14 protein-coding genes are annotated in these 13557 nt (G+C 40.9%); 13 read left to right on the forward strand and 1 reads right to left on the reverse strand.

Annotated elements, in window-relative coordinates; translation table 11 throughout:
- The first annotated feature begins 212 nt into the window (after positions 1-212).
- Complete coding sequence (polA, locus tag HT669_RS03015) at positions 213-2846, forward strand: DNA polymerase I (RefSeq protein ID WP_101498059.1); 2634 nt, start codon at positions 213-215, stop codon at positions 2844-2846.
- A gap of 83 nt (positions 2847-2929) precedes the next feature.
- Complete coding sequence (locus tag HT669_RS03020; RefSeq protein ID WP_050971606.1) at positions 2930-3367, forward strand: CoA-binding protein; 438 nt, start codon at positions 2930-2932, stop codon at positions 3365-3367.
- Between the two features lie 158 nt (positions 3368-3525).
- On the opposite strand, the gene HT669_RS03025 is transcribed toward HT669_RS03020, so the two are convergent.
- Positions 3526-4536, reverse strand: a complete 1011-nt coding sequence (locus HT669_RS03025; protein WP_054392675.1) for a YeiH family protein — start codon at positions 4534-4536, stop codon at positions 3526-3528.
- Between the two features lie 148 nt (positions 4537-4684).
- Here HT669_RS03025 and HT669_RS03030 point away from each other — a divergent pair, with 148 nt between their 5' ends.
- The 11 genes from HT669_RS03030 to HT669_RS03080 all read left to right on the forward strand — a co-directional run bounded on the left by HT669_RS03030 (position 4685) and on the right by HT669_RS03080 (position 13466).
- Positions 4685-5854, forward strand: a complete 1170-nt coding sequence (locus HT669_RS03030; protein WP_000366350.1) for a pyridoxal phosphate-dependent aminotransferase — start codon at positions 4685-4687, stop codon at positions 5852-5854.
- Complete coding sequence (gene recO / locus HT669_RS03035; protein WP_023932887.1) at positions 5851-6621, forward strand: DNA repair protein RecO; 771 nt, start codon at positions 5851-5853, stop codon at positions 6619-6621. The genes HT669_RS03030 and recO overlap by 4 nt, the downstream gene beginning before the upstream one ends.
- Positions 6618-7610 (forward strand): phosphate acyltransferase PlsX, encoded by a 993-nt coding sequence (plsX, locus tag HT669_RS03040; RefSeq protein WP_023932889.1) that lies wholly within the window; start codon positions 6618-6620, stop codon positions 7608-7610. The genes recO and plsX overlap by 4 nt, the downstream gene beginning before the upstream one ends.
- 5 nt (positions 7611-7615) lie before the next feature.
- Complete coding sequence (locus tag HT669_RS03045) at positions 7616-7849, forward strand: acyl carrier protein (protein ID WP_000136445.1); 234 nt, start codon at positions 7616-7618, stop codon at positions 7847-7849.
- 237 nt (positions 7850-8086) lie between these two features.
- Complete coding sequence (locus HT669_RS03050; RefSeq protein ID WP_023935480.1) at positions 8087-8941, forward strand: C40 family peptidase; 855 nt, start codon at positions 8087-8089, stop codon at positions 8939-8941.
- 112 nt (positions 8942-9053) lie between these two features.
- Positions 9054-10283, forward strand: coding sequence for an N-acetylmuramoyl-L-alanine amidase family protein (locus HT669_RS03055; RefSeq protein ID WP_031243362.1), 1230 nt, complete (start codon positions 9054-9056; stop codon positions 10281-10283).
- A gap of 152 nt (positions 10284-10435) precedes the next feature.
- Positions 10436-10582: a smi_0057.1 family bacteriocin-like peptide gene (locus tag HT669_RS03060; protein ID WP_000425303.1), complete on the forward strand. Its 147-nt coding sequence runs from the start codon at positions 10436-10438 to the stop codon at positions 10580-10582.
- A 564-nt stretch (positions 10583-11146) separates the two neighbouring features.
- The gene (locus HT669_RS10990; protein WP_007285090.1) at positions 11147-11962 is read left to right on the forward strand and encodes a GHKL domain-containing protein; all 816 of its coding nucleotides are present in this window, start codon (positions 11147-11149) and stop codon (positions 11960-11962) included.
- Positions 11959-12690, forward strand: coding sequence for a response regulator transcription factor (locus HT669_RS03070; RefSeq protein WP_001221866.1), 732 nt, complete (start codon positions 11959-11961; stop codon positions 12688-12690). The genes HT669_RS10990 and HT669_RS03070 overlap by 4 nt, the downstream gene beginning before the upstream one ends.
- Before the next feature lie 495 nt (positions 12691-13185).
- Positions 13186-13314, forward strand: coding sequence for a smi_0059.1 family bacteriocin-like peptide (locus HT669_RS03075; RefSeq protein ID WP_000658221.1), 129 nt, complete (start codon positions 13186-13188; stop codon positions 13312-13314).
- A gap of 11 nt (positions 13315-13325) precedes the next feature.
- Positions 13326-13466, forward strand: a complete 141-nt coding sequence (locus HT669_RS03080) for a hypothetical protein (RefSeq protein WP_001004581.1) — start codon at positions 13326-13328, stop codon at positions 13464-13466.
- The last annotated feature ends 91 nt before the right edge of the window (positions 13467-13557 follow it).

The raw sequence follows: 13557 nt of genomic DNA on the forward strand, positions 1-13557 counted from the left end.
TAAAATCATCGCTAAATCATCAAATTGAAATAAGAAATATTTTAGATAAACTATTGACTTTTTTTATAGTTTGTCTTTCATTATAGCACATTTTTAAATCTAAGTTTACTAGTTTCAATGCTTCTATCTATTTATTCGGGAAAAAGTTTGAAAAATACTTGCTCTAGCTCTTCCCAATGGTATTTTTTGATTCTTTCCTTTATAATGGGTGTATGGATAAGAAAAAATTATTATTGATTGATGGGTCTTCTGTTGCTTTTCGGGCGTTTTTTGCACTCTATCAGCAGTTGGACCGTTTTAAGAATGCGGCTGGTTTGCATACCAATGCCATTTATGGTTTCCAGTTGATGTTGAGCCATTTGTTGGAGCGGGTGGAGCCTAGTCATATTTTGGTGGCTTTTGATGCGGGAAAGACGACCTTCCGGACAGAGATGTATGCGGACTATAAGGGTGGTCGGGCTAAGACTCCTGATGAGTTTCGTGAGCAATTTCCTTTCATTCGTGAGTTGCTGGATCATATGGGGATTCGTCACTATGAGCTGGCTCAGTATGAGGCGGATGACATCATTGGGACGCTGGATAAGCTAGCTGAGCAGGATGGTTTTGATATTACCATTGTCAGTGGGGACAAGGACTTGATTCAGCTGACGGATGAGCATACGGTGGTTGAGATTTCCAAGAAAGGTGTGGCTGAGTTTGAGGCCTTTACGCCAGATTACCTCATGGAAGAAATGGGCCTCACACCAGCTCAGTTTATCGATCTCAAGGCGCTCATGGGTGATAAGTCGGATAATATCCCTGGGGTGACCAAAGTCGGTGAAAAGACGGGTATTAAGCTCTTGCTGGAGCATGGTTCGCTTGAGGGGATTTATGAAAATATTGATGGAATGAAGACTTCTAAGATGAAGGAAAATCTCATCAATGACAAGGAACAGGCCTTTTTGTCTAAAACACTAGCGACCATTGATACCAAGGCACCGATTGCGATTGGTTTAGAGGACTTGGTCTATAGTGGTCCAGATGTTGAAAATCTTGGGAAATTCTACGATGAGATGGGCTTCAAACAGCTAAAGCAGGCTTTAAATGTGTCGTCAGCTGATGTGTCTGAGAGTTTGGATTTTACTATTGTTGACCAAATCAGTCAAGATATGCTGAGTGAAGAGTCTATCTTCCACTTTGAGCTTTTTGGTGAGAATTACCATACGGATAATTTGGTTGGATTTGCCTGGTCTTGTGGGGATAAGCTCTATGCCACAGACAAGCTTGAGCTGTTGCAAGACCCGATTTTCAAGGATTTCTTAGAAAAAACATCTCTGAGAGTTTATGACTTTAAGAAGGTTAAAGTTCTTTTGCAACGTTTTGGTGTGGATTTGCAGGCGCCTGCTTTTGACATCCGTTTGGCTAAATACCTCCTTTCGACTGTGGAGGACAATGAAATTGCGACCATCGCTAGTCTTTATGGTCAGACTTACTTGGTTGATGATGAAACTTTCTACGGTAAGGGTGTTAAAAAGGCCATTCCTGAACGTGAGAAATTCTTGGAACACTTAGCTTGTAAACTTGCTGTTTTGGTAGAAACAGAGCCTATTTTACTTGAAAAACTCAGCGAAAATGGGCAATTAGAGCTTCTTTATGATATGGAGCAACCTCTGGCTTTTGTCCTTGCCAAGATGGAAATTGCTGGGATTACGGTCAAGAAAGAGACCTTGCTTGAGATGCAGGCTGAAAATGAGCTTGTCATTGAAAAACTGACTCAAGAGATTTACGAGTTGGCTGGTGAGGAGTTTAATATCAACTCGCCTAAGCAGTTGGGCGTGCTTCTCTTTGAAAAATTGGGACTTCCTTTAGAATACACTAAAAAAACCAAGACAGGTTATTCGACAGCGGTGGATGTCTTGGAACGCTTGGCTCCTATTGCTCCGATTGTTAAGAAAATCCTAGACTACCGTCAAATTGCTAAGATTCAATCGACTTATGTAATTGGCTTGCAGGACTGGATTTTGGATGATAGCAAGATTCATACTCGTTATGTGCAGGATTTGACCCAAACAGGTCGTCTGTCTAGTGTAGATCCAAACCTGCAAAACATTCCTGTGCGTTTGGAACAAGGGCGCTTGATTCGGAAGGCCTTTGTGCCAGAGTGGGAGGATAGTGTATTGCTCAGCTCGGACTATTCACAAATTGAATTGCGCGTTTTGGCGCATATTTCTAAGGATGAGCACTTGATTAAGGCCTTCCAAGAGGGGGCAGATATCCATACTTCGACAGCCATGCGGGTCTTTGGCATTGAGCGTCCTGAGGATGTGACTGCAAACGATCGTCGCAATGCCAAGGCGGTTAACTTTGGAGTGGTTTATGGTATTTCAGACTTTGGTTTGTCTAATAATTTAGGCATTAGCCGTAAGGAAGCCAAAGCCTATATTGATACCTACTTTGAACGCTTCCCAGGTATTAAAAATTACATGGATGAAGTGGTGCGTGAGGCGCGTGATAAGGGCTATGTGGAGACCCTTTTCAAGCGTCGTCGTGAGTTGCCAGATATCAATTCGCGTAACTTCAACATTCGTGGTTTTGCGGAGCGGACAGCTATCAACTCACCTATCCAGGGTTCAGCAGCAGATATTCTCAAGATTGCCATGATTCAGCTAGACAAGGCTCTAGTTGAGGGTGGTTATCAGACTAAGATGCTTCTGCAAGTGCACGATGAAATCGTCCTTGAAGTTCCTAAATCTGAATTGGTAGAGATGAAAAAATTGGTCAAACAAACCATGGAAGAAGCCATTCAACTCAGTGTTCCCCTCATCGTAGATGAAAATGAAGGGGCAACCTGGTACGAGGCTAAATAAAAAGGGGGCTAGTCCTCCTTTTTGTAGTAGAATTCTGCAAGCCTTTTCAAATTGTGCTATACTGATGAAAGAGGAGGATTTTTATGAGTCAAGAATTTATCAATCCAAGTGATGGCGTGATTCGTCAGTATCTCGCAACGAGTAAAACCCTTGCTGTTGTGGGTTTGTCAGACCGTGAGGAAACAACCAGCAATCGAGTGACCAAGGAAATGCAGGCTCGGGGTTATAAAATTATCCCAGTCAATCCCAAGGCGGCAGGTGGCGAAATATTGGGTGAAAAGGCTTATGCTAGCCTTGCTGAGATTCCTTTTCCTGTAGATATTGTCAATGTTTACCGTCGCAGTGAGTTTTTGCCTGATGTGGCGCGTGATTTTCTCAAAGCTGATGCCAAGATTTTTTGGGCACAGCTAGGACTTGAAAATCTAGAAGCGGAAGAGATCTTGCGTGCTGGTGGATGCGATGACATCGTGATGAATCGCTGCATCAAGAGAGAACATACTCGCTTGATTAAGGAAGCATAAGAAAAAGGTAGCTGATGGGCTACCTTTTGTGTTATACTCAATGAAAATCAAAGAGGAAACTAGGAAACTAGCCGCAGACTGCTCAAAACACCGNNAAGTCAGTAACATATATACAGCAAGGCGACGTTGACGTGGTTTGAAGAGATTTTCGAAGAGTATTAGAAAATGCCGATAAGGGTCTGCATACCAAGAGTGGTGAGGATGATGGCAATCCAGCAGATGGCTCCGAGAACAATGGATTTTCCACTGGATTTGACCATAGCGACCAGATTGGTTTTGAGACCGATAGCACTCATGGCCATGACAATAAGGAATTTAGAGAGTTCTTTGAGAGGGGTAAAGAAACTACTGGATACACCTAGAGAGGTGAGTAGTGTAGTGAGGAGAGAGGCAAGGATAAAGTAAAGGATAAAAAGTGGGAAGACTTTTTTCAGTTGTAGGCTTTGCTTGTTTTCTTGTTGGCGACTTTGCCAGTAGGATAGAAAGAGCGTGATAGGGATAATGGCCAAAGTACGTGTGAGTTTAACAATGGTTGCAGACTCGAGGGTATTGCTTTGGTAAAGACTGTCCCAAGCGCTGGCGGCAGCCGTTACAGAGGAAGTGTCGTTGACCGCAGTCCCTGCAAAGAGGGCGAAGCCTTCATTGGATAGATGAAGCCAGGTGCCGAGGGTTGGAAAGATGAGCGCAGCCAAGACATTGAAGAAAAAGATAACGGAAATGGATTGGGCTACTTCCTTTTCCTTAGCATCAATAACGGGCGCTGTCGCAGCAATGGCAGAACCACCACAGATTGAAGAACCTACTCCAACCAAGGTAGCCAGTTTTGTATCCAGGGCAAAGAAGCGCTGGAAGAAGTAGGCAATAATCAGAGCTATTGAAATGGTGGATAGGATGACAGGGAGCGAAGATTGCCCAACTGCGAAGACTTGCGAGATATTGAGACCAAAACCAAGCAAGACAACGGCATACTGGAGCAATTTTTTAGAACTAAAGGTCAATCCCGCATCCAGTTGTTTATAAGACGAGAGAAAGGGATGTAGGAGCATTCCCATGAAAATGGCAAAAACGGGCGCGCCAATGACAGGGAAGAATCCTCCTAAGTACCAAGATACGATAGAAATGAGAAGGCAGGCCAAGATACCTGCTCCATTTTTTGATAGAAATGACATAAAAACCTCCAAATAAAATCTTTTACCATTATAGACATAAAAACAGGAAAAGTAAAGTAGAAAGTGGAAAGTTATTCTATTATGTATTTTTGCGGTCGGGGGGCTTTTGTAGTATAATAGAGATACGTTTTTACAGTAGGAGGTATCTATGGACTTAACTAAGCGCTTTAATAAACAGTTAGATAAGATTCAAGTTTCGTTGATTCGTCAGTTTGACCAGGCTATTTCGGAGATTCCTGGGGTCTTGCGTTTGACCTTGGGGGAACCTGATTTTACAACGCCAGATCATGTCAAGGAGGCGGCCAAGCGAGCGATTGATCAGAACCAATCCTACTATACAGGGATGAGTGGTCTGCTGACTCTACGTCAGGCAGCCAGTGACTTTGTTAAGGAAAAGTACCAACTGGACTATGCTCCTGAAAATGAAATCCTGGTTACAATTGGGGCGACAGAGGCTTTATCTGCGACTTTGACAGCTATTTTGGAAGAGGGAGACAAGGTGCTCTTGCCAGCTCCTGCCTATCCAGGTTATGAACCGATTGTCAATCTAGTTGGGGCAGAGATTGTCGAGATTGACACAACTGAAAATGGTTTTGTCTTGACTCCTGAGATGTTGGAAAAGGCCATTTTGGAGCAGGGAGACAAGCTCAAGGCGGTTATTCTCAACTATCCAGCTAATCCGACAGGAATTACCTATAGTCGGGAGCAGTTGGAGGCCTTGGCAGACGTTTTACGCAAGTACGAAATTTTCGTTGTCTGTGATGAGGTTTACTCAGAATTGACCTATACAGGCGAAGCCCATGTATCTCTAGGAACGATGTTGAGAGACCAGGCTATCATTATCAATGGTCTATCTAAATCGCATGCTATGACCGGTTGGCGTTTGGGACTAATTTTCGCTCCTGCGGCCTTCACAGCTCAGTTAATCAAGAGTCACCAGTACTTGGTGACTGCCGCAAATACCATGGCGCAACACGCTGCGGTGGAGGCCTTGACGGCTGGTAAAAACGATGCGGAGCCTATGAAGAAGGAATATATCCAGCGTCGTGATTATATTATCGAGAAAATGACTGCTCTTGGTTTTGAGATTATCAAACCAGACGGTGCCTTCTATATCTTTGCTAAGATTCCAGCTGGTTACAACCAAGACTCCTTTGCCTTTCTAAAGGATTTTGCTCAGAAGAAGGCTGTTGCCTTTATCCCTGGTGCTGCCTTTGGGTGTTATGGAGAAGGTTATGTTCGCCTGTCTTATGCAGCCAGCATGGAGACTATCAAAGAAGCCATGAAACGACTTGAGGAGTATATGAGAGAAGCATGATTCAGTCTATCACGAGTCAAGGCTTGGTGCTCTATAATCGCAATTTTCGTGAGGATGACAAGCTCGTCAAGATTTTTACAGAGCAGGTTGGCAAACGCATGTTTTTTGTCAAACACGCTGGTCAGTCTAAGCTGGCGCCTGTTATTCAGCCCTTGGTGCTGGCACGATTTCTCTTGCGAATCAATGATGACGGACTCAGTTACATCGAAGACTATCATGAGGTCATGACTTTTCCCAAGATTAATAGTGACCTCTTTGTCATGGCCTATGCGACCTATGTGGCAGCTCTTGCAGATGCTAGTTTGCAGGACAATCAGCAGGATGCTCCCTTGTTTGCTTTTTTGCAAAAGACTTTGGAGTTGATGGAAGCAGGCTTGGATTATCAGGTTTTGACCAATATTTTTGAAATTCAAATTTTGACTCGATTTGGGATCAGCCTTAATTTTAATGAGTGTGTCTTTTGCCATCGGGTCGGTCAGGCTTTTGACTTTTCTTTCAAATATGGAGCCTGCCTCTGTTCAGAGCATTATCATGAGGATGAGAGACGTTGCCATCTCAATCCCAATATCCCTTATCTGCTCAATCAATTTCAAGCCATTGATTTTGAGACCTTGGAGACCATTTCGCTCAAGCCCGATATCAAGCAAGACTTACGCCAGTTTATGGATCAGCTCTACGAAGAGTACGTTGGGATTCACCTAAAATCAAAGAAATTTATTGATTCCCTAGCAGACTGGGGACAATTACTAAAAGAGGAAAAGAAATGAAAAAAATCGCAGTAGATGCCATGGGGGGCGATTACGCACCTCAAGCCATCGTTGAGGGTGTCAATCAAGCCCTAGCTGACTTTTCAGATATTGAGGTTCAACTCTACGGAGATGAAGCTAAAATCAAGCAATATCTGACAGCGACAGAGCGCGTCAGCATTATCCATACGGATGAAAAGATTGATTCAGACGATGAACCTACGAGAGCTATTCGGAAGAAGAAAAATGCCAGTATGGTATTGGCGGCCAAGGCTGTCAAAGAAGGAGAAGCAGACGCTGTTCTCTCGGCTGGGAATACAGGTGCCTTGTTGGCGGCAGGATTCTTCATCGTGGGTCGTATCAAGAACATCGATCGTCCTGGACTTATGTCGACTTTGCCGACTGTAGATGGGAAGGGGTTTGACATGCTGGACCTCGGTGCCAATGCAGAAAATACAGCCCAGCACCTCCATCAATATGCGGTTCTAGGTTCTTTCTATGCTAAAAATGTCCGTGGCATTGCGCAACCACGTGTTGGCTTACTTAACAATGGAACAGAGAGTAGCAAGGGTGACCCGCTTCGTAAGGAAACTTACGAATTACTAGCAGCTGATGAAAGTTTGAACTTTATCGGAAACGTGGAAGCACGTGATTTGATGAATGGCGTTGCGGATGTTGTCGTGGCAGATGGTTTCACGGGAAACGCTGTGCTCAAATCCATCGAAGGGACAGCCATGGGAATCATGGGATTGCTCAAGACAGCTATTACAGGTGGTGGTCTTCGAGCGAAACTAGGCGCACTCCTTCTCAAGGATAGCCTCAGAGGTTTGAAAAAACAGCTCAACTACTCAGATGTTGGTGGAGCGGTCTTGTTTGGTGTCAAGGCACCTGTTGTCAAGACTCATGGCTCAAGCGATGCCAAGGCTGTTTATAGTACGATTCGCCAGATTCGTACCATGCTAGAAACAGACGTAGTTGCCCAGACTGCGCGTGAATTTTCAGGAGAATAAAAGAGATGACAGAAAAAGAAATTTTTGACCGTATTGTAACCATTATCCAAGAGCGACAGGGAGAGGACTTTGTCGTGACAGAATCCTTGAGTCTGAAAGACGATTTGGATGCTGACTCAGTTGACTTGATGGAGTTTATCTTGACACTGGAAGATGAATTTAATATCGAAATCAGCGACGAAGAAATTGACCAACTCCAAAGTGTAGGAGATGTTGTTAAAATCATTCAAGCAAAATAGAAATCGGAGTTCCAAGGCATTTGCTTTGGAATTTTTTATTTGGCTTAATACTCTTCGAAAATCTCTTCAAACCATGTCAGCTCTATCTGCCACCTCAAAACNNTTTTCATTGAGTATAAGTGACCGTTTAGGAACAGATTTAGTCTTTCTAGGGACAGTAGAAATCTGAGGACAAATAAGGGATATAATGGAGTCAGAAAAAATCAATCTCCAAAAAGGAGAAAAGAAAGGATTTTTATGATGAAAAAATATCTTTATTCTAGTTTGTTAGTTCTTGCAGGAGGCGTTCTCCTAGCAAATACTACGGTAGCCTATGCTGATTCCCCATCAGCAAGTGAGAAAGAAGCGATTGCTCAATTAGTTAATCAAGGCAAGATAAAAGCTGAAGAAGCTGATCAAGTAAAATTGATTGGTTTTGAAGATAAAGAAACCCAAGCAGAGGGAAATCAAGAGAAGAAAGCTTTCAATCAATATCGTGATCCGAAAGGAACATGGATGCAAACCAATGGTAAATGGTGGTTTAAATACGGTTCAGGTGGGTATGCTAAAAATTGGGAACAATTAGATGGCAAGTGGTACTATTTTGATGACCAAGGATGGATGAAAGAAAATACTTGGATTCAACCTGATGGTAATTATTACTACTTATCTGCTAGTGGTGCTATGGTCACTGGTTATCAACGTGTGAATGGTACACCATACTTCTTTAGAGCCAGTGGTGTATGGGTAGAAAATCGTGGACAGGCACTTGGTGAATACGCAGAGACATTTGTAGGAAAAATCCCATATGTTTGGGGTGGGGCAGATTTGAATAGTGGCGTAGATTGCTCAGGATTTACGATGGCTATTCATGCTAAGTTTGATATTAGTATTCCTAGAGTAACCTATGGTCAAGCAACAGGAGGAAGCTATATAAGTAATGGTTCTCAACAAGCTGGAGATTTGATTTTGTATAATAGTGAAGAGACAAATGACCATGTAGGTATTTATGTTGGTGGTGGAAAGGTAGTTCATGCTCCATATCCAGGTCAATATGTTTCTTATATGAATCAATACGGTATTACTCAAAATACAATTCGTAGATATTGGTAATATTGTCTAATTTTTCACAATATTATTGACTTTGACAATGAAAAGTATTAGAATATAGCTAAATAAAGAGGGGAAGCCCTCTTATAGCTATTCAATAAAGGAGGAAATGGCTATGAAAAAATCTAAACTACTTACACTTGGTTTGCTTGCAGGTGCTGGTCTACTTTTGTCTATCAACCAAGCACAGGCTGCAGATACTTGGGTTAAAAATGGTGCTGACTGGAATCTTTCACAAGATGGCAGTCTAGCTAAGGATAAATGGGTACAAAATGCTGGGTCATGGTATCACTTCGACATCACTGGTAAAATGCAGACAGGTTGGCTCAAAGACGGTAACACTTGGTATTCGCTCGCAGATAGTGGCGCTATGCGTACTGGCTGGTACAAGGAAGGTAGCACATGGTACTCACTAGCAGATAGTGGCGCCATGCGTACTGGCTGGTACAAGGAAGGTAGCACATGGTACTCACTAGCAGATAGTGGCGCCATGCGTACAGGTTGGTACAAAGAAGGGTCTACATGGTACTATCTTCATTTTAGTGGTTCTATGATGACAGGTTGGGAGTTCATAGATGGTAAATGGTCTTACTTTGAAAAATCAGGTGCTATGGTTGCAGATAGAGCTGTTCTAGCCAGTGATGGGGAAAGTTATGTCATTGGTAAGGATGGCTATCTAGCAAATAGAAAAGATGCTGGATACAGTATTCATGATATTGTCAAACTTGGAGATGGGCAAGAATATTTGCTAAATGCTAAAGGTGACGATGTTATTATTGAAAAAAATGCTTGGTATATCAGACCAGAGTTCAAGAAGTTTTCTAATAAATATGGAGATGAGGTTGCAAATACTACCTTAGCTTTAGTGGATAATAAAGAAGAAGGACAAGAAATTGATCCTAAGGCAGTTTTACAGAACTTCCAAAACTTACCAAATCGCTACTACTTTGATGAAAATGGACATCGTGTGATTAATATCCCAGCAATGACAACCTATTCAGAGATTAAAAAAGTTGGCAATGATGTCTATTTAGAAAATCCAGGTGCACGACTTCGTCTTGGAGCTACCCACTTTACAATCAATAACAATAAACTATACTATTTAGAAAATGAGCAAGGTAAGCTCAAAACAGGTTACTTTGTATTGATTGATGATGGTATGGCTACAACCCACTATCACATCCTAGCCTATGCGGATCAATCTGGTGAAATTCTTAAGATGAAACGCTTGCCATCAGGAGTTTCAGATTATCTGGATAAAGAAATCGATGGTTTATATGGTGAAAAAATTAAAATTGAATCTCCACACTCAAACGAATATTATAAAGTGGTTGTGGTTAAATAAAAATAACATCTTCACAACTAATCGTTAACGCTCTAACCAATATACCATTTTCAGGAGGCTTTAGATTTCTTGTATTTTAAAAGGAAACTAAAGCCTTTTGTAGATGGAGCAGGGGATAGAGTTATCTATAAAATAATGAAAAGGAGTCTGTCATGGAAATGAAAAATACATTTGTAGAATTGGAACAATTTGAAGAGTTAACTCCAGAGGTTTTGGAAGAAGTGAATGGTGGAGGGATTTTTGAAGATACCGTAAAATGGTGCGATAAATTATTTAGTACGGGTAGACACTTTGCTTAAATTCACAGTATTCGTTAGAGATTAGATTTATTTATGATTATTTTAGAATTCTTAGTTTCTGTGCTATATATACTGTTGGTAGTCGTTTCAACCATGGTTCCTACTATTTATTTGGGTGCTCAAATTTCCCCAGAATTTTATAAAAAACGTTATTGGGTCCTTGTATTTTTAATTAGTTTATCTGCTCGCCAAACATTTGGAGAATTATTTCATATAGGAATCATTCTCTTCTTTTACTGTATTTTTTTACTAGTATTGCACAAGGGAAAAGGGGAAGCTTTTTTTCTTTCTCTGTATCTTTTTCTCTTCTTTCAAAGTATTCGTTATTTATTTTTGACAATTTGGATTCGTGTATTATCTGGTGAGCCTTGTTGTTTTGTAGATTCGTTTTCCACTTTATATAGATCTGTATTTGATTTATTATCAATATTTCTATGTTCTACAATTATGAAACGTTGTTCTTTGGATTTGGATTTATTCTTTTCAGATGCTTTCAAAACCCACTATTATAAGAGTTTTTTCATTATCCTACCTCTGACTGGATTTAGGATATTCTCTTCGTTTATGACCAATAGAAATAGTTCGTTCTACGTTCGTTTTGATACGACCATTTCTCTCCTGATTTTCATTCTCTTTTTCTCTTGGCTCTTTTACATCAAGCATTTGGAGCAGGTTTATCGTGATGAGCAGACCATTCAGAGACAGGAAGATGAAAATCGTTCCTTGCAAGGAATGGTGGATAAGTTGGGACATCTCTATGATGAGGTTCGAGGTTTCCGTCATGATTTTGCGGGAATTGTCGCCAGCATGGAGCCTGCCATAGCAAATCAAGACATGGCTGAGGTATCTACCATTTATCAAGATGTCTTTCTAAAGACTAATGAAAAGCTGAGGAAGGCGGATTACACGGCCTTTAATCTTCACAATATCCATGATATAGCTATTCGCAATACCTTGGCAAAAGCCATGATTGTGGCAGATAAGCAGGGAATTCATTTTAGTTTGGAGACGGTGGGGGTTGTCGAAGAGCTGGCATTGCCTATGTTGGAGGCTATCCGTATCCTCTCTATCCTCACGACAAATGCTTTAGAAGCAGCCAGTGAGGCTGAAAATCCGCAGATTCGGGTTGCTTTATTGGCAGGTGATAGGAGTGTCCGTTTTATCATTGAAAACACTCGTAAGAAAGAAGAACTGAATCCCAGTATTCTCAGTCAAAAGGGTTACTCTACCAAGGATAACCACAGTGGACTGGGCTTGGCAACCTTGGAGGACATGGTTTTTCATTATGATTTAAACTTAGATACCCAGCTAGGAGAGACGACTTTTAGACAAGATTTAGAATTGCCATTTAAGGATGAGAAACGAGGGGGAGAGGAATGAGAATTTTAGTTTTGGAAGACGATAGAGTCCAGCAAGGACGGATAGAGCAGACTTTACTAGATATCGGTCGCTCTCGCAATTTAAGATTGGAAATTGATATTGCCAAAAACTATGGGGATGTTGAAAAGTATTCTCAGTATTTTGACCATTACCAGCTCTATTTATTAGATTTAGAGATTGATGGAGAGCGTGAACGGGGCTTTCAGGTTGCTCAACAGGTTCGGGAGCGGGATCCTTTTACAAGCATTGTCTTTGTGTCCACGCACTCGGAGGCCTTACCTCTAGCTTTTCGCTACCACTTGTCTGCCTTGGATTTTATTTCCAAGGATCAGCCAGAGGCGGACTACTGTCATCAGCTGGAGCGCTGTCTGGACTATGTACTGGCAGTAGATAAGAGGGAAAATATGCGTCTCTTTACCTATAGTTTTGAGGGAAGACGGGGCTTCACTCTGCCCTACCATGAAATTTTAGCCTTTGAAACTTCAGTGGAATCCCATCGTATCAAGGTCTATTATGCCAATCATTCTATCAAGACCATTTATGGCAGTCTCAAGGATATCGCTGCCAAGGCTGAAAAAGATTACTTTGTCTATGCCAATCGCAATACGTTAGTCAGTTTACAGGCTATTGAAGAGATGACTGCCACAGAAGTGACCTTGTTAGAAGGCTTGCATTTCCCCGTATCACGAACAGCCAGAAGAACCCTTAAAAAATATCTTAATGTCTAATATCTGTTAGATTTGAATGAGTTTATCAATAAGAATATCGGAAAATTTTCTGATATTCTTATTTTTTGACTTCTTTTTCGAATAGATAAGTAAGAGGAAAAGAAAAGGAGTTTGCTTCATGTATCTACCGATTTTCTATTCATGGTATATTAAATTATTTTTCAAATAAAATTTAATTTAGTTGTTTATTTTTGAATTGTTTTTCGAATAGATAAGTAAGAGGAAAAGGAGAGGAGCCTAGTTCATGTATCTACCGATTTTCTATTCATGGTACATTAAATTATTTTTTAAATAAAATTTAATTTAGTTGTACACTTTCGACTTCTTTTTCGAATAGATAAATAAGAGGAAAAAGAAAGGAGCCTGGTTTATGTATCTACCGATTTTCTATTCATGGTACATTAAATTATTTTTTAAATAAAATTTAATTTAGTTGTACATTTTCGAATTATTTTTCGAATAAATAAGTAAGAGGAAAACGAAAGGAATAAAATAATGAAAGAACATTATTACGGATTTGTTGAGCTAACTTCGGAAGAATTGACCGATATTCAAGGTGGAGAAAATTGGACGAAGACCCTTGTAGATTGGTACATTGGATTTCGTAGAGGTTTTGGTTTTTAGGAGGATAAGAGATGAATGAAATGAATGATAAGTATACTATTGAAGTATTAAAGGAAAGCGACTTAGCCTTGCTGGTGGGTGGTAGTGAGGCAAGTTACCAACATGGTTTAATGGTGGGGTTCATTTTACGTCGTGCGTTATTTGGATTCTAAGATAATATTTAGAGAGTGAAGCTTACCTACAACAATGAACAGAATATATGAAAAAGGAAATACAAATAACTACCTTTTTCAATTGTTAAGA

The organism is Streptococcus sp. 2100 (assembly GCF_013276335.1).
Taxonomy (GTDB): domain Bacteria; phylum Bacillota; class Bacilli; order Lactobacillales; family Streptococcaceae; genus Streptococcus; species Streptococcus pseudopneumoniae.